The sequence below is a fragment of the Streptomyces sp. NBC_01171 genome, assembly GCF_045039805.1.
Classification (GTDB): domain Bacteria; phylum Actinomycetota; class Actinomycetes; order Streptomycetales; family Streptomycetaceae; genus Streptomyces.
Genome location: NZ_CP108609.1, coordinates 1,752,937 through 1,770,622, shown reverse-complemented (window position 1 = coordinate 1,770,622; position 17,686 = coordinate 1,752,937). Strand labels below are relative to the sequence as shown.

The 17,686-nt window shown below is 68.4% G+C and carries 12 protein-coding genes; 5 read left to right on the top strand and 7 right to left on the bottom strand.

Annotated elements, in window-relative coordinates:
- Positions 1-5: 5 nt before the first annotated feature.
- The 7 genes from OG448_RS08040 to eccCa all read right to left on the bottom strand — a co-directional run bounded on the left by OG448_RS08040 (position 6) and on the right by eccCa (position 10,856).
- Entirely contained in the window at positions 6-635 is a 630-nt protein-coding gene (locus tag OG448_RS08040; RefSeq protein ID WP_405552349.1) for a hypothetical protein, read from the bottom strand.
- Entirely contained in the window at positions 632-2,902 is a 2,271-nt protein-coding gene (locus OG448_RS08035) for a DUF6571 family protein (protein WP_405552347.1), read from the bottom strand. The genes OG448_RS08040 and OG448_RS08035 overlap by 4 nt, the downstream gene beginning before the upstream one ends.
- Positions 2,903-2,922: 20 nt before the next feature.
- A complete protein-coding gene (locus OG448_RS08030; protein ID WP_405552345.1) occupies positions 2,923-3,339 on the bottom strand; it encodes a hypothetical protein in 417 nt (138 codons plus the stop codon).
- Between the two features lie 60 nt (positions 3,340-3,399).
- Positions 3,400-4,599, bottom strand: a complete 1,200-nt coding sequence (gene mycP, locus OG448_RS08025; protein WP_405552343.1) for a type VII secretion-associated serine protease mycosin — start codon at positions 4,597-4,599, stop codon at positions 3,400-3,402.
- Positions 4,600-4,765: 166 nt separating this feature from the next.
- Positions 4,766-6,304: a hypothetical protein gene (locus tag OG448_RS08020; RefSeq protein WP_405552341.1), complete on the bottom strand. Its 1,539-nt coding sequence runs from the start codon at positions 6,302-6,304 to the stop codon at positions 4,766-4,768.
- Complete coding sequence (locus OG448_RS08015) at positions 6,295-6,807, bottom strand: hypothetical protein (protein WP_405552340.1); 513 nt, start codon at positions 6,805-6,807, stop codon at positions 6,295-6,297. Before OG448_RS08015 ends, OG448_RS08020 begins: the two co-directional genes overlap by 10 nt.
- Before the next feature lie 86 nt (positions 6,808-6,893).
- The gene (eccCa, locus tag OG448_RS08010) at positions 6,894-10,856 is read right to left on the bottom strand and encodes a type VII secretion protein EccCa (RefSeq protein WP_405552338.1); all 3,963 of its coding nucleotides are present in this window, start codon (positions 10,854-10,856) and stop codon (positions 6,894-6,896) included.
- A 162-nt stretch (positions 10,857-11,018) separates the two neighbouring features.
- Here eccCa and eccD point away from each other — a divergent pair, with 162 nt between their 5' ends.
- From eccD to dapB, 5 genes are all read left to right on the top strand, one after another.
- A complete protein-coding gene (eccD, locus tag OG448_RS08005) occupies positions 11,019-12,488 on the top strand; it encodes a type VII secretion integral membrane protein EccD (RefSeq protein ID WP_405552336.1) in 1,470 nt (489 codons plus the stop codon).
- 199 nt (positions 12,489-12,687) lie between these two features.
- A complete protein-coding gene (gene rpsO, locus OG448_RS08000; protein ID WP_030816847.1) occupies positions 12,688-12,975 on the top strand; it encodes a 30S ribosomal protein S15 in 288 nt (95 codons plus the stop codon).
- Between the two features lie 322 nt (positions 12,976-13,297).
- A complete protein-coding gene (locus tag OG448_RS07995; protein WP_391300679.1) occupies positions 13,298-15,517 on the top strand; it encodes a polyribonucleotide nucleotidyltransferase in 2,220 nt (739 codons plus the stop codon).
- A complete protein-coding gene (locus tag OG448_RS07990) occupies positions 15,514-16,893 on the top strand; it encodes a M16 family metallopeptidase (RefSeq protein WP_405552333.1) in 1,380 nt (459 codons plus the stop codon). Before OG448_RS07995 ends, OG448_RS07990 begins: the two co-directional genes overlap by 4 nt.
- Positions 16,894-16,931: 38 nt before the next feature.
- Positions 16,932-17,684, top strand: a complete 753-nt coding sequence (dapB, locus tag OG448_RS07985; RefSeq protein WP_405552332.1) for a 4-hydroxy-tetrahydrodipicolinate reductase — start codon at positions 16,932-16,934, stop codon at positions 17,682-17,684.
- Positions 17,685-17,686 lie beyond the last annotated feature (2 nt).

Genomic DNA, 17,686 nt, shown 5'->3' with positions numbered 1-17,686 from the left:
GCTTTCTAGTTCTTCTTGAGCGGCAGATACTTCATCTTTGCGGGATCCGGGAACTTGATCTCGTTCTCGCACTTTAGAATTTTCGCTACCTTGAGCGAGGAGCGAAACAGAGGACGGAAGCGCGCTTCGAAGCTTATGTAGAAGTCACTATATATAGTTCCAGTGACAGAAAGCGGGCGCATCCGGTCCTTTGATTCACACTGAAAGTAAACGCTGGCGCTGTCGGATTCGATTGTGGCCTGCATGCCGTTACCCAGCTTGTATGCCTTGTATCCGCTGTAGCTTTGTGTCTCGTCCAGCGAAAACAACGGCCCCAATCCCGGGATGAACTTGATGGAGAGGGCCCCGGAATCGGTTTTAGAGGAATCCTTGTCATCGATGAGGCAGGCGTAAGCCGCATGATCCTCGTCCAGCATGATTTTTACGGCAGAAGCGCTTGATCTCGACCCGTCCGCAACATGAAGATCGTCGAAAGTGTCACTTTTGCGGGATTCGGCGATCATTTTGGTATCGAACACCCCTTCGCACGCACCTTTCAGTGCCGCCTCACCGTGAGGTTTTGCGTCTCCACCGCAACCAGCGCACGCCAATACGCTCAACGCTGCACCGAGCGTGAGTAGAATGCGCCGAATCACTGGCTACCTCCGTGCGTGCGCTTCTGGACGTTCGCCCCGCGGTCGTATGCGTTAAGCACATCTTCCGTCATATCTTTTCCGCCGTGCTCTCGCATGTAGAGCAACGCGGGTTGTGTCGCCCGGAACGTGCCAAGTTCACTGAATCGCTGGGCCGTCATCCTATTCTTGTCGGACAGGTCTGCTTCTTGTTCCTTTACTTCTCTGCCGATCTCGATTCCCCACTGGGTCTGTGCGGCGCCGGTTGCTCCTTGTACCAGTGTGGGCACTACGAATGCCGCGGCTGCTGACACGGCCGGCCCTCCCACTGGTAGTAGAACAAGGCCAGTAGCGACGCCTACGCCCTGACTGATGCCGAACTTCTTCCACTCGGCTGATTCGGCGAGCTTGTCGTTGATCTTTTCGGTGGCGTCCTTGTATTCCTTGTCGACAGCCGCGATGCGGCCTTCATCCAGGATGCCGTGGACGTAACCGCTGTTCATGACGATCTTTTGGACATCTTCCGGTGCGTCCCGGTACGCCTCCAAACCACTCATTGTGAAAGCCTGTTGAGCGGACGAAAGAATCTTGTAGCCGTCTTCGTCTTGCGCGACGTTGTACAAGAAGTTGCTCGCAGTCAGGCTGCGGAGACCGAGATGCCCGGTGCCGTCATGGTGGTACAGGTGATCGCGACCGAGGGCTGACCCGCGTCCGCCTTCGTCGATGGCGGACCAATTGAGGTCGTCCATATAGCCTGCCCCCATTCGGGCCAAGCTGTCGCTGAGTCCAGGCTTGTTTTCGAGCAGGTCGCTCTTCTCGCCAACCGCGTGCGCGACCTGTTCCATGATGTTCGCCGCTCTGTCGTTCCGGTGCAGACTGCCATCCGGTGCGTCGTAGGGCGTTCCTAGAGTCGCAGCTTCCAAGGCGTGGCCGAGCTCGTCGTATCCGTATCCAGCCTGATCCTTGGCGAAAGGGTTTCCGTTGACCCATTCGCGCTTTTCGAGCAAGTATTGCAGGTCAGGGTCGACCTTCGTCTTGGCGTCCCAATCCTTCGAGTAGAACAGATCCCTCGCCGCATCCGGGTTATGCCCCAGTGCCTCCATATACCCGGCCATCGGATCGACGCCCTGGTCGTTCTTCGAGTCGAAGTTCAGGTAAGGAGAAGGATCCCCCTCGGCTCGCCAGAGCTCGTTCGGCTTGTCGTCCTTGTGGGACTTCTCGAAGCCGATGAGCTTCTGGCCGTAGTCGTTGAGGAACTCGCGGTCGTAGTTGCCGTACCGCATCAGGCTGCTCATGACCTGGAACCCGAAGGGGCCCTTCTGGGTCGTGCCGCGGGCCATGTCGAGGTAGTCGATCTGGTTGGCGCCCTGGGCGAGGACGTCACGCTTCCAGTGGTCCATGGCGGGGCTGTCGACGTGGGAGGCGGTGGCGAGGGTGAAGCTCAGGGACTTCTGGATGTCGGCGGAAGCCTTGGTCTGGGCGTCGCCCGTCTGGACCCGGTCGGCGATCCGCGTCCAGAGTTCGAGCGTGCCCTTGCCACCGAGGTGGGTGGCGAACTTCTCCGCGAAGTACGGGTCGCCCTCGTGCTGACTGAGCAGGCTGTTGATCCGGCGCAGCTCGGCCGGGTCGAGGGAGTCCAGCGCGGACGCCATCCCCAGCTTGCTCCGCTTGCCGGTCAGCTTCTCCAGTTCCTTCAGGTCCCGGTCCGCCTGCTCGCGCCCCTTCTTTGCCGCGGCGATGCTGTCGTAGGTGTTCGGGTTGAAGCCCTTGCCACGGCCGTTGTGGTCCTGGGTGAGCGCCCAGTGCAACGCCTCGTCGGCCTCCGTGGCGGTGTCGAGCGCCGAGCGGATACCGCTGCGGTACGCCTGGAGCGACTCCTGGTAGCCCTTGTTCAGCGCGGCCAGGTTCTCGGTCGGAGTGTCGGCCGGCGGATCGAAGTACACCTCGCCGGACGGCTTGATCGAGAGGTACTTGTCGCTCTCGATGTCATGCGTGAGGTTCTTCAGCTTCTTCTGCGCGCCGGTGAGAACCTCGTGGGCGTCGTCCAGCAGCTTGTAGACGTCCTGCGCCTCGTCCGCCGCGGCGGTGATCTGCTTGCCGACGTGCCGCACCTTGCCGAGTGCCGCGGTGGCGCCCGCGCCCTTCCAGTCCGAGCCCTCCAGGTCCTTCTCCACCGTGTTGGAGTACTGCGTGTGGACCTTCTTGAAACCCTCGGGCAGCTTGCGCCACTTGTTCACCGCCTCGGACAGCTCGGTGAAGTCGGCATGGAGCAGCGTGTGATAGTCCAGCATGTCGTCCCCGTTCGGTCCCGCTACTTGAGTCGTTCGCTGCTGTGGCGGGCCTTTTCCTGCTGCTCGCGGGCCGCGTACTCGTTGGCGCTGGTACGCAGGGCACCGACGATGTCGTTCTTGAGCAGGTTCTCCACGTAGTCGACCTGGCCGCGCCACCTCGTCATGAACGTGGTGAACGCCGGGCCGGACTTGAAGCCCTTCAGGCTGCCGGCCACCTGACCGGTCTCCTTGGTCGCCGCGTCGTCCGTCTTCACGAAGTCGGTACGGGCCGTGTCGGCGCTCTTCGCCCGGTGGCGGAGGAAGCCGGCGTCCGTGACGAGCTTCTTGCCGTCGGCGGCCTCGCCCGGGTCTGCGGGGATGTGGTTCAGCTGCATGCTGCTGTGTTGTCTGGCGGCCGCCGTGGTCCGCGCCTGGCCCCACATCTCATCGAACGACATGTACGTCTTCTCTCTCCGCTGACGAGACGAACGAGCAAGCCGTCGGGACTCGATCGCTCCTCACGGGTTCTGCTCCGTGTGCTGATGCGCGTCCGCCGGGGGGTGGTACGGGCCCTGGGCGGGGGCGTACGGGGGGTAGGCGGGAGGGGGCGGTGTCACGGCCGTGCGGCGACGCGAACGGAGTACGCCGAGGGTGACCACCGCGCCGATCAGCAGAGCGGCCGCTATGCCTACGCCGGTCCAGAGGAGGGAGTTTCCACCGTCACTCGCCTTCGACGCCGCGTTCTCGTCCTTGGCGGGGGCCGTGGGCTTAGGCGCCTTGGGGGAGGGCGACTTGGCGGCGGCTGCGGCCAGGTCCGGGAGGGGGTACACATCCGCCGGGCCGGGGTCGCCGGGGTTCAGCAGTGCGGCCCGCGGGCGAACAGCACCGTAGCCGATCAGGTCGTTCCGCTTCGAACCGTCCGCCGGCTTGTTGAGCGTGTTCAGCATGACCCGTAGGACCTGATTGTTGGTCCAGTCCGGGTGCTTGGACCAGATGAGGGCCGCCGAGGCGGAGGCGATCGCACTGGCATCGCTGGTGCCCCGCGATCTGCACACCTCGGACCCGCCCTGGCAAGCGTGCACCATGTCTATGCCCGGAGCGATCATGTCTACTTGCGGCCCCCACTGGGAGAATTCGCCGACCTTGGCGTTCCTGTCAGCGGCCGCAACACCCACCACGCCTGGCGTGGCGGCTGGATATTCAGGATTATTGGCCTTTTTGCCGCCGTTACCGACGGCCGCGAAGAGCAATTTTCCTTTGGAAAGCGCGTACTTGACCGCCGACCTGAGCTCGGGAGTCTCTACGTCCTGCCGACCGGGAGAGTTGTCGTTACCCAAGGACATGTTGATGATCTGTGCCTTGGAGTCAGCGGCAAAACGAATGGACTTGGACAGCGCTCGCGAAAACTCCTTACGGCTGTCCACCTGACCAAACTCATCGCTGGCGTAACGCATTCGGATGGGTAGGATCTTGGCACCCGGGGCCAGACCATACGATCCGTTTTGCGCCCCTCGTCTCCCTGTTCCAGCTATGAGTGCGGCCATGTCGGTGCCGTGCCCCGCGATGTCCGTGTGTTCGTCTCCGCGCTGCTCGGAAAAGTCCTTCCCGTCGAGGACCTGACCCTTGAGGTCGGCAAGGGAGTCGTCGACCCCCGAGTCGATGAGAGCAACGGTGATCCCCCGCCCCGTGCTTACTTTCCACATCTCGGGTGCGCTCATCGCATCCAAGTGCCACTGCTGAGCCCGGACGGACTGTGCGTGAGCCGGGGCGGCCGAGACAGTGACGAGCGTCAGCCCGAGAAAGGCGGACGCCAGGGATGAAAACCGCAGGCTGTGTCTACCTCTGCTGCGCATGTGCCTTCCTCGGAATTCAGCTCTCATGGCTTCAGTCGACGACCGGCGGAAGCGACCGGCGGTCGTTCCTGGTCCAGGTCTCTTCGTCTTCCAGCAAGTAGTCGGGCCGCTTCTCGCCGCCCTCCCCACCCTTGCGTGAGTTGGCGGGGCGACCCGAGGCACTCGCACGACCCACCTGCGAGGTGGACCCCTCGTGGGGTGCCGCCTTGGCCGAAGGGCGGACCAGTCCTGAGCCGCCACTCGTGAAGGGCCGGCCTCCGGTGCGGCCCGGCTGGGTGCGGCCCCCCACGACTCCGCCAGTTTCGGAGGCGAGGCGGCGACCCTGGCCAAACGCTCCGGTCGAGCGGGCAGCATCACCGGCAGGTGAGCCTGGGCTCATGGTCCGGCCCATGGGGGTACGGCCCTGTGCGTTCTCGTTACCGATGACCGTTCCGCGCGGGATGCCGGTCACAGAGCGACCGGCGCCGGTGACCGGCCGTCCTCCCATGATTCCCGCTTCGCGGGGCATACGAGGCACGCCTCCGGACGAGTTGACCAGGCCAGGCACCTGCGGAAGGCGGCCGACGCCGGGCAGCCGGGGCGGCAGGGCGGAGTTGATACCGCGCCCGCTGCCGAAGGTCTGTGGCACGCCAACTGGCAGACCGGGAAGGGGAACTTCCCGGTTCGGCAGGGCCGGGCCGGTTACCGGTGCGGGCGGAGTATGTGCTCGCGGCAGGGTGTCGACGCTGTCGATGCCCAAGGAGACAGGCTCGGGATGGCTGCCCGGGTGACTATGTGGACGGCCGACGGCGTCGACGACGGGCGCGACCGAAGCCCGGTGGGACGGGAGGGCCTCGGTGCCGTCGCTGCGTCGTACGGGAGCGTGAGCCGAAGCGATTGAGTGTCCACCGCTCGTGTACGTCGGAGCGACCTGCACATGCCCTTTGTCGTCCGTGTGCCACCATTCGTTGGGCGCGGCCCTTCCCGCCGGCGGCGCGAAGGTGGGTGGAGGAACACTGTTCACCTGCATGGCGGCGTACTCGTACGATTGAGCGAGTTTCCGCATCTCTTGAATCGCGGCTTGACGAGCGGATTCAAGACGATGCTCCGCTCCTGTCGCATCCGTCTGCGCAGTCTGAGCCGCCTTACGGGCGTCCGGATCATTACGCGCACCGGGCTGCTTGGCAGCGTTGATCGTCTTATGCGCGGCTGCCAAGTCCGCTCGTGCCTGAGCCGTCTCCGAGGTGTCCGGCATGGATGACTTCGCCTCGCCGATGGCTTGCGTCACCCTGGCCATGAAGTCAGATGCGCTCTGGGCATACTCACCAAGGCGCAGCGTCGAGCTGGCGGTCTGCCCACCCCAATCCCGGAAGGCGTCACCGGCTTCGCCTTGCCATTCCAGGCCTTTGACGTATTTCATCAGGTCGTCACCGATCTGACTGATCGTCGAAGCGGCATGCCCAAGCTTGCTCGAGAGGTGGGATGCGGAGGTCGGACTCGCGGAGTCCAGCATGGCCGCGAGCTGCTCGTGCGTCATGGACTCGAAGTCCGTCCGGCGCAGCTCGGGCTCGGGTTGCTCGCTCACTTCCATCCCCTCTCGGACTGATTCGCGGCCCGTTCCGGCTTCTTCGGCGCATAAGGATCCCGCGCCGCGTCGTAATACTTCTCCGCCTCCGCGTTCACCGCCCGCATCCGCGCCTTGATGTCCTCGTCGAGGTTCTCGTAGCCCACGCGGGAGGCGTGGACCGCGAGGCTCATGCTCTCTATCTGGGCGCTGAGGGCCTTGGAGAGGTTCTCCAACTCGTCGTGGACGATGGTGTACGAGTCGTGGAGGAACTGCGCCTCCTTGAAGGTGGACGCCCCGAGCTGGGCCCGCGGCAGCCGGTCCTCGCCGACCTTGCCCGGTGCCGCCTCCGACTTGTCCAGCTCGACCAGCAGCGCGTCGACCCGCTTCTTGAAGCTCTTCATGGCGGTGTGCTGGATGTCCAGCGCCATGGCCGGATTGACCCCCGCCAGGGTGTCGAAGCCCGTCCCCGTGTCAGGAACCTTGCCGCCGCCCGAACCCGCGGTCACGCCGCCCCCGTCCGAACTCACCTCAGCCGCCTCCCCGTTCTCCCCGTGTCATCCCCGTCCCTTCGCTCGTTCGAACGGAGGAACGGGGGTGGATTCCATCGATCACTCTAATGGCGTTGCGGAAGCAACCCCAGTTGAATAAGGGACGTTCCGCGCTTGCGGGAAACGAACACGCCACGCCCCGGCGGCATGGGACGCGCCCGTACCGTGCCGAGGATGTCGCCCTCGCTGGGGTCGCCCGAAAGAACGACGCCCTGTGCGCCCAGCTCCTTCACCCGCTGCATGAACGACTCGTACATGGCACGCGAGGCGCCCGCCTGGCTGCGGGCGATGATGAACTTCACGCCGACGTCCCGCGCGAACGGCAGGTGCTCGACCAACTGGGCGAGCGGATTACCGGAGTTGGTCGCCACCAGCTCGTAGTCGTCAATGATGACGAAGAGCTGCGGGCCGGTCCACCAACTGCGGTCGCGCAACTGCTGCGGGGTGATGTCCGGCTTCGGCGCCCGCATCTCCATGAACTGCCGGATCGCGTCCATGTGGACCTGCATCGCCGAGGCCATCGGCGCGTACTCCAGCAGGTGCTCCTCCCCGACCGCCTCCAGCATGGTGCGCCGGTAGTCGCCGACGACGATGCGGGCCTCGGCCGGGGTGTACCGCTCGGCGATCTGCTTGGCGATCAGCCGCAGCAGGTTCGTCTTGCCGGACTCGCTCTCCCCGAAGACCAGGAAGAACGGGTCGGTGTCCAGGTCGACGAAGACCGGCTCCAGGTTGGCCTCGTCGATGCCGATCGCGATGCCCGCCTGCGGGAACTCGAACCCCTTGGGAAGCTGGTCGGCCGGCAGCTTGCGCGGCAGCAGACGCACCGTCGGAGCGGCGGGACCCTCCCAGCCGGCCTTGACCCGCTGGACCAGCGCGGCCGTCGCCTCGGACAGATCGCCCGCCGACGAGGCGCCGTCGATGCGGGGGAGCGCCGTCATGAAGTGCAGCTTCTCCGAGACCTGGCCGCGGCCGGGCACACCCGCCGGGACGTTCACCGCGACCTTGCGGTCGAACTCGGAGTCCATCGGGTCGCCCAGTCGCAGTTCGAGCCGGCTGAGGATCTGGTCCTTGAGGGCCGCGCGGACCTCCATGTAGCGCGACGCGGAGACGACGACATGGATGCCGTAACCGAGACCCCGGCCCGCGATGTCGTTGACGACACCCTCCAGGCCCTCGTACTCCGTCTTGAAATTGCCCCAGCCGTCGATGACCAGGAACACGTCCCCCCATGCCTCACCCGGCAGTTCGCCCGCCGCGCGGCGCCTGCGGTAGGTGGCGACGGAGTCGATGCCGTTGGTGCGGAAGAACTGCTCGCGGCGGTTCAGGATGCCCGCGACCTCCGCGACCGTACGGCGCACCCGCTCCGGGTCCAGCCGGGACGCGACCCCGCCCACGTGCGGGAGGTCCGCCAGGGAGGCGAGGCCCCCGCCGCCGAAGTCCAGGCAGTAGAACTGCGTCTCCAGAGGCGTGTGGGTCAGCGCGAACGACGCGACCAGCGAGCGCAGCAGCGTCGACTTGCCGGACTGCGGGCCGCCGACGACCATCATGTGGCCGGCCGCGCCCGAGAAGTCCCGGTACAGCACCTCGCGCTTCTGCTCGAAGGGCTTGTCGATGAGACCCAGCGGCACGGTCAGCGCGCCCGCGCGCGGGTACTCCGGCGCGTGCAGCCCCCGCTCGGACGACACCGACAGCGCGGGCAGCAGTTGGTCCAGCGCGGGTGCCTCGTCCAGCGGAGGCAGCCACACCTGGTGCGCGGGCACCCCCTGGCCGTCGAGGCGCTGCACGACCACGTCCAGCACCGTGTCCGCCAGCGCGTCGTCCTCCGCGCGCGCGGCCCGCGCCCGCTCCTCGGCCGGGTCGGGTGCCGCGTACGCCATCGGCACCGGAAGCGCCGTGAACCGCGCCGGGCGGCGCTCCACGGGCGCGCTGCCCTGGGTGACCTCGGCGCCACCCGCGCGATACGTACCCGAGACGTACGCCGCCTTGAAGCGCGTCATTTCGTCCGTGCCGAACTTCAGATACCCGGAGCCGGGCACCGAGGGCAGGTGGTACGCGTCCGGCACCCCGAGCGCCGCCCGCGACTCGGCCGCGGAGAACGTCCGCAGACCCACCCGGTACGACAGATACGTGTCCAGACCGCGCAGCCGCCCCTCCTCCAGCCGCTGCGAGGCGAGCAGCAGATGCACGCCCAGGGAGCGGCCGATCCGGCCGATCTGGATGAACATGTCGATGAAGTCGGGCTTGGCGGTCAGGAGTTCACTGAACTCGTCGATCACCAGGACGAGCGAGGCCAGCGGCTCCAGCGGGGCGCCGGCCGCGCGCGCCTTCTCGTAGTCGTGGATGTTGGCGTAGTTGCCCGCCGCCCGCAGAAGCTCCTGGCGGCGCTGGAGTTCGCCCCGGATCGCGTCGCCCATGCGGTCGACCAGAGTGAGGTCGTCGGAGAGGTTGGTGATGACGGCCGCGACGTGCGGCATCTGGGACATGCCCGCGAAGGTCGCGCCGCCCTTGAAGTCGGCGAGGACGAAGTTCAGCGTCTCCGAGGAGTGCGTGACCGCGAGGCCCAGCACCAGGGTGCGCAGCAACTCCGACTTGCCGGAGCCGGTCGCGCCCACGCACAGGCCGTGCGGGCCCATGCCGTCCTGCGCGGCCTCCTTCAGGTCCAGCATCACCGGCTGGCCGTCCTCGCCGACGCCGATCGGCACCCGCAGCCGCTCCGACATGGAGCGCGGCCGCCAGGTGCGCCGCACGTCCACCGAGGCGGCGTCCCCGAGGCCCAGGAGATCGGTGAAGTCCAGGTTGGACAGCAGCGGTTCGTCGTCGTCCCCGCCGCCCATCCGCAAGGGGGCGAGCTGCCGGGCCAGCGCCTCGGCGCCGGGCAGCGACAGCCCGTCGGGCGTGCCCTCGAAGGCCACGTCGCCACCGGAGTCGAGCCGCAGCCGCTCCGGGCGCACCACGATGGAGAGGTCGCCGCGCGGGGTGTCCAGCTCGCCGGGGACGACCTCCACGATCGTCACGCCCTGGAGGCCCTCGGCGGCCGCGAACACCGACGACGGCGGCACGATGCCGCCGTCGATGACGACCAGGATGTGCGGCTGGTCCAGCAGCGGCTGCCCGCCCCGGCTGAACCGCGGCCGCTCCTCCAGCCGGCCGGCCAGCAACTGCTCCAGCTCACCGAGGTCGTCGCTGAACAGCCTGCGGGTGCCCGCGCCGTCGAACTGGCCCGGCAACTGGCAGTGCGGCAGCCACTTCGTCCAGTCCCAGCGCTCCGCCGCGCCCCGCGAGGCCACCACGGCCACGATCAGGTCGTCGGGGGAGTGCAGGGTCGTCGCCTGCGCCACCAGGGCGCGCGCGGCGGACCGGGCGCGCTCCGGGTCGCCGGAGACCGTCACGTGGTAGAAGGCGCGCAGCGACAGCGCGACCGGCAGGCCGTCCAACTGGCCGTGCACCGACAGGAAGCGCTGCATGGCACCGGCGCACAGCGGCTCCAGCTCGTCCACCGGCGCGGTCTGCGGCGCCATCAGGGGAGTGGCCAACTGCTGCGGGCCCAGGCCGATCCGGACCTGCCCGAAGTCCTCGTCCGCCACACGCCGTTCCCACACCCGGCTGCCCTCGGCGACCAGCGACCACAACTGCTCGGGGGCGGGGTGCAGATAGAGCTGCGCGTCCCGCTGGCGCAGGGCGGTCTTCCGTACCGTGCGCCGGGTCTGGGCCAGGTAACGGAGGTAGTCACGGCGAACGTCGGCCATTTGCCCTTGCGTACCGCGACGGTGCCGGACGATCTGCGAGACGACCATTGCCGCCGTGGACACGAGCATGACGACACCCATGATCCGCATGAACGGATGGGCGTTCGGGGATGCGAAGTAGAACACCACGGAGGAGCCCATGCCGAGGGTCGGCAGGACCTGCATCAGCATGCCCTCCTGCTGCCCGCGCGGCAGCTCGGGAGGAGCCTCCAATTGCACCTCTTCCGAGGACACTTCGGGCGGCAGCGCACGAGGCGGGCGCTTGATGACGAGCTGGCTCACCGGAGCGTCAATCCTCCTGCGCGGACGATCGGTTGATCACCGGCACCCCCGTGGCGACGGTCGTCCTCCGCTTGCCGGCGATCCTACTGGTCACCACTGACACCGGCCCCCGGTAGGGTGACGCCCGCAGCGTGCGCATCCGCGAACAGGGGGTCTGTGAAGGTGACTACGACAGCGGCGACGGGATTCAGCAGGGTCACGGTCGTGGCACCCGACAGCCGTATCGACGTGGCGCTCCCGGTGGACATCGCCGTGGCCGACATCTACCCGGAGATACTGCGCCTGACCGGCCAGACCCAGGAGGTCGGCACCCCGGCCGGCTACCACCTGGTCCGCCGCGACGGCCGCGTGCTCGACAGCGCCCGCACCCTCGCCGACGAGGGCGTCCTGGACGGCGAGGTGCTGAGCCTGCGCCCCTTCGCCGAGTCCCTGCCGCCCGCCGTCTACGACGACGTCTCCGACGCCGTCGCCTCCGCCGTCGTCCGCGACCGGCACCTGTGGAGCGAGGACCTGCTGCGCGTCGCCGGGCTCGCGGGCGGTGCCCTGCTGATCCTGCTGACCGGCTTCGTCCTCTGGTACGCCGACCCCGTGCGTCACGACATGCACGGCCTGCCCGGCGTCATCGCCGGCGGCCTCGGCGTGCTCCTCACCGCCTTCGCCGGGGTCCGCGCCCGGGTGTACGGCGACCGGGGCGCCGCCGTCGCCGTGGGCCTCGGCGCGCTGCCGCTGCTGCTGATCGCCGGCTCCGGGGTCATCGGCCCACCGGCGGCCCAGGGGCCGGGCAAGCTCCAGTTCATGCTCGGCTGCGTGGCCGTACTGATCGCCTCGGTCGTCCTGGTGGCGCTCACGCCCGGCGGGGACGCCCCCTTCGTCGCCGCCTCCTTCCTCGCGACCGTCGGCACCCTCGCCACCTTCGTGGCCCTGCTCGCCGACGCCTCCGCCACCGCGACCGCCGCCGTGTGCGCCCCCGTCGGCATCGGCCTGGTCGCCTTCCTGCCCGGCCTCTCCGCGCGCTTCGCCCGGCTGCCCATCGGCTACGCCTCGCCGCACTCCGCCACCGACGACGCCTTCGACCCGGACACCGCGCAGGGCGCCGACGCCGAACCGCTCGACGCCGACCTCGTCGCCGCCCAGGCCCGGCGCGGGCACGAGATGCTGCTCGGCCTGGTCGGCGGCACGGCGGCCCTCGTCGTCGCCTCCGCCGCCGTCCTCGGCTTCTGCGACAACGTCTGGGGCCAGCTCCTCGCCCTCACCACCGGCCTCGCCATGCTGATCCGCGCGCGGCTGTTCCGCTACACCGCCCAGGTGTCCTGCGTCCTGGTCGCCGGCCTCGCCGCCATCGCGCTGCTGCTGCTCGGCCTCGCCCTGAACCCGCCCCACGCGGCCCTCACCGACTTCGTGCTGCACCACGACCGCGGCGCCCTCGACCTGCGCACCGCCTGGCTGACGGCGGCCGTCGCCGCGGGCGCCGTACTGATCACCGCGATCGGCCTGATCGTCCCCAGCAAGGGCCTGTCACCCTTCTGGGGCCGCTTCCTCGACCTCGCCGAGGGTGCCGTCCTGCTCGCCCTGGCCCCCCTCTGCCTGGCCACCCTCGGCGTCCTCGCGGACGTACGCTCGATGGTCGGCTAGGTGCCGTGAAGAGGGCCGGACAGGCGCCGTGAAGAGGCCCCGGACGGCCCTGGTACCCTGAGTGACGGCCGTTCGTGTACGCACCCCCGGAGCCCCGCTCTGGAGGCCGCGCTCAGCGAGTCCCCGCCTCCCGAGTAACGGAAGCTCCCCCGAGATTCAGACCGGGGGCACTCGGTGGCAACCACCATGAGGAGTACGAGTGTCTCTCGACGCCGCTACGAAGAAGCAGATCATCGCCGAGTTCGGCCAGAAGGAGGGCGACACCGGCTCCCCCGAGGTCCAGGTCGCCATGCTGTCGCGCCGGATCTCCGACCTGACCGAGCACCTCAAGGCCCACAAGCACGACCACCACTCCCGCCGTGGTCTGCTGATCCTGGTCGGTCAGCGCCGTCGCCTGCTGCAGTACCTGGCCAAGAAGGACATCCAGCGCTTCCGCGCCCTGGTCGACCGCCTCGGCATCCGCCGCGGTGCGGCTGGCGCCAAGTAAGTTGCCATGAGGGAGCGGTTCCCGAGCCTGTCGGGAACCGCTCCCTTTTGCTGTACGTGCCCACCGGCCGCACCCGCGGCAGGTGCGGAAACGTGCGGACTGTCACTCCCTCTTTGTAGGGTGTTGGCACAACGCATCACGTACGAGACAGAACGAGGAGACGCGCACCGCGCCGCCGCCGGTCCTCGGTAGTGGCCCCCAGGGGGGAAGAGAGCCCCTGGGTGCTTCGATCGAAGACCGGCCCGCACCAGACGGAGCGCTTCTCCCACCACCGTCCCCACGCCACACGGGCGAGCGGGACGAAGACGAGGAGAGAACGCTAGTGGAGAACGAGACCCACTACGCCGAGGCCGTCATTGACAACGGTTCCTTCGGCACCCGCACCATCCGCTTCGAGACGGGCCGCCTGGCCAAGCAGGCCGCCGGCTCCGCCGTGGCGTACCTGGACGACGACACCATGGTGCTGTCGGCCACCACCGCCTCCAAGGCCCCCAAGGACCAGCTCGACTTCTTCCCCCTCACGGTGGACGTCGAGGAGCGGATGTACGCCGCCGGCAAGATCCCCGGCAGCTTCTTCCGCCGTGAGGGCCGCCCCTCCGAGGACGCGATCCTCACCTGCCGCCTGATCGACCGCCCGCTGCGCCCGTCCTTCAAGAAGGGCCTGCGCAACGAGATCCAGGTCGTCGCCACGATCATGGCGCTCAACCCGGACCACCTGTACGACGTCGTGGCGATCAACGCCGCGTCCGCGTCGACGCAGCTCGCCGGCCTGCCCTTCTCCGGCCCGATCGGCGGCGTCCGCGTCGCGCTGATCCGCGGCCAGTGGGTCGCGTTCCCGACGCACACCGAGCTCGAGGACGCCGTCTTCGACATGGTGGTCGCCGGCCGCGTCCTGGAGGACGGCGACGTCGCGATCATGATGGTCGAGGCCGAGGCCACCGACCAGACGATCAAGCTGGTCGAGGGCGGCGCCGAGGCGCCCACCGAGGAGGTCGTGGCCGCCGGCCTCGAGGCCGCCAAGCCCTTCATCAAGGTCCTGTGCCGCGCCCAGGCCGACCTCGCCTCCAAGGCCGCCAAGCCCGAGGGCGAGTTCCCGATCTTCCTGGACTACCAGGACGACGTGTACCAGGCGCTGAAGAAGGCCGTACAGCCCGAGCTGGCCCAGGCGCTCACCATCGCCGGCAAGCAGGAGCGCGAGGCCGAGCTGGACCGCGTCAAGGGTCTGGCGGCCGAGAAGCTCCTGCCGGAGTTCGAGGGCCGCGAGAAGGAGATCTCCGCCGCTTACCGCGCGCTGACCAAGCAGTTGGTCCGCGAGCGCGTGATCAAGGAGAAGAAGCGCATCGACGGCCGCGGCGTCACGGACATCCGTACGCTCGCCGCCGAGGTCGAGGCCATCCCGCGCGTGCACGGCTCGGCGCTGTTCGAGCGTGGCGAGACCCAGATCCTGGGCATCACCACCCTGAACATGCTCCGCATGGAGCAGCAGCTCGACACCCTCTCCCCGGTGACGCGCAAGCGCTACATGCACAACTACAACTTCCCGCCGTACTCCGTCGGTGAGACCGGCCGCGTCGGCTCCCCGAAGCGCCGCGAGATCGGCCACGGCGCCCTCGCCGAGCGCGCCCTCGTGCCGGTTCTGCCGACGCGCGAGGAGTTCCCCTACGCGATCCGCCAGGTGTCCGAGGCCCTCGGCTCCAACGGTTCGACGTCCATGGGCTCGGTCTGCGCCTCCACCATGTCGATGCTGAACGCCGGTGTGCCGCTCAAGGCCCCCGTCGCCGGTATCGCCATGGGCCTGATCTCCGAGCAGGCCGACGGCGAGACGCACTACGTCACCCTCACCGACATCCTCGGTGCGGAGGACGCCTTCGGCGACATGGACTTCAAGGTCGCCGGCACCAAGGACTTCGTGACCGCCCTCCAGCTCGACACCAAGCTGGACGGCATCCCGGCGTCCGTCCTGGCCGCGGCCCTCAAGCAGGCCCGCGACGCCCGTCTCCACATCCTCGACGTGATGATGGAGGCCATCGACCGGCCCGACGAGATGTCCCCGAACGCCCCGCGGATCATCACCGTCAAGATCCCGGTCGACAAGATCGGTGAGGTCATCGGCCCGAAGGGCAAGATGATCAACCAGATCCAGGAGGACACGGGCGCCGACATCACGATCGAGGACGACGGCACGATCTACATCGGCGCGGTGGACGGACCGTCCGCCGAGGCCGCCCGCGCCACGATCAACGGCATCGCCAACCCGACGATGCCCGAGGTCGGCGAGCGCTACCTGGGTACGGTCGTGAAGACCACCACCTTCGGTGCGTTCGTCTCCCTGCTCCCCGGCAAGGACGGTCTGCTGCACATCTCGCAGATCCGCAAGCTCGCCGGCGGCAAGCGCGTGGAGAACGTCGAGGACGTCCTCGGTGTGGGCCAGAAGGTCCAGGTCGAGATCGCCGAGATCGACTCCCGCGGCAAGCTCTCCCTCATCCCCGTGATCGAGGGCGAGGACGGCTCGGACGACAAGAAGGACGACGCCGACCAGTGACGTCCCGTAGCTTCAAGGCGACGGCCCGCACCTCCTCGGAGGCGCGGGCCGTCGCCCGTACCCAAACCCTCATCAAGGGCATGAACGGCATCGGCACCGTCCGCAGGACCACCCTCCCCGGTGGCCTGCGCATCGTCACCGAGACGCTGCCCTCCGTGCGCTCGGCCACCTTCGGCATCTGGGCGCACGTCGGCTCCCGTGACGAGACCCCGTCGCTGAACGGCGCCACGCACTACCTGGAGCACCTGCTCTTCAAGGGCACCGACAAGCGCTCCGCCCTCGACATCTCCGCCGCGGTCGACGCCGTCGGCGGCGAGATGAACGCGTTCACGGCCAAGGAGTACACGTGCTACTACGCACGCGTGCTCGACACCGACCTGCCGCTCGCCATCGACGTGGTGTGCGACATGCTGACCGGCTCGCTGATCCGTGAGGAGGACGTCGACGTCGAACGCGGCGCGATCCTCGAAGAGATCGCCATGACCGAGGACGACGCCGGCGACTGCGTGCACGACCTCTTCGCGCACACCATGTTCGGCGACAACGCGCTGGGCCGCCCGGTCCTCGGCACGGTCGACACCGTCAACGCCCTCACCGCCGACCGCATCCGCCGCTTCTACAAGAAGCACTACGACCCGACCCACCTCGTCGTCGCGGCCGCCGGCAACATCGACCACGCCAAGGTCGTCCGCCAGGTCCGCGCCGCCTTCGAGAAGTCGGGCGCCCTGCGCGACAACGGCGCCCAGCCCATCGCCCCGCGCGAGGGCAGCCGCACCATCCGCACCGCGGGCCGCGTCGAGCTGGTCGGCCGCAAGACCGAGCAGGCTCATGTCATCCTCGGCATGCCCGGCCTCGCCCGCACCGACGACCGCCGCTGGGCCATGGGCGTCCTCAACACCGCCCTCGGCGGCGGCATGTCCTCCCGGCTCTTCCAGGAGGTCCGGGAGAAGCGTGGCCTGGCCTACAGCGTGTACTCCTACACCTCCAGCTTCGCCGACTGCGGCCTGTTCGGGGTGTACGCGGGCTGCCGCCCGAGCCAGGTGCACGACGTGCTGAAGATCTGCCGGGACGAGCTGGACCAGGTCGCCGCGAACGGTCTCAGCGACGACGAGATCACCCGGGCCATCGGCCAGATGAAGGGCGGCACCGTCCTCGGCCTGGAGGACACCGGCGCGCTGATGAACCGTATCGGCAAGAGCGAGCTGTGCTGGGGCGACCACATGTCGGTGGACGACATGCTGGCCCGGATCGCCGCGGTGACCCCGGACGAGGTCCGCTCCGTCGCCCGCGACATCCTGGGACAGCGCCCGTCGCTGTCGGTCATAGGCCCGCTGAAGGACAAGCAGGCCGCCCGGCTCAACGACGCGGTCGCCTGACCCACCCGGTCCCTCAACTGCGGTAAGGAAACGAAGAGATGAGCAAGCTGCGCGTGGCGGTCCTCGGCGGAGGGGGCCGTATCGGGTCCGAGGCGGTACGGGCCGTCGAGGCCGCCGAGGACATGGAGCTGGTCGCCTCCCTCGGCCGGGGCGACAAGCTGGAGACGCTGGTGGACGCCCACGCCCAGGTCGCTGTCGACCTCACCACCCCGGCGTCGGTCATGGGCAACCTCGACTTCTGCGTGCGCCACGGCATCCACGCGGTCGTCGGCACCACCGGCTGGACCGACGAGCGCCTCGCGCAGCTCAGGGGCTGGCTCGACCGGTCCCCGGAGACGGGCGTGCTCATCGCCCCGAACTTCTCCATCGGCGCCGTCCTCACCATGAAGTTCGCGCAGATCGCCGCGCCCTGGTTCGAGTCCGTCGAGGTCGTCGAGCTGCACCACCCCAACAAGGTGGACGCCCCCTCCGGCACCGCCACCCGCACCGCCCAGCTCATCGCCGAGGCCCGCCGCAAGGCCGGCACCCCCGAGGCTCCCGACGCCACGGTCACCGCGCTGGACGGCGCCCGGGGCGCCGACGTGGACGGGGTGCCGGTGCACGCGGTCCGGCTGCGTGGCCTCCTGGCCCACCAGGAGGTCCTGCTCGGCGGCGAGGGCGAGACCCTCACCCTCCGCCACGACTCGCTGCACCACAGCAGCTTCATGCCGGGCATCCTGCTCGGTGTGCGCCGGGTGGGGTCCGCTCCGGGCCTCACCTTCGGCCTCGAACACTTCCTGGACCTGGGCTGAGT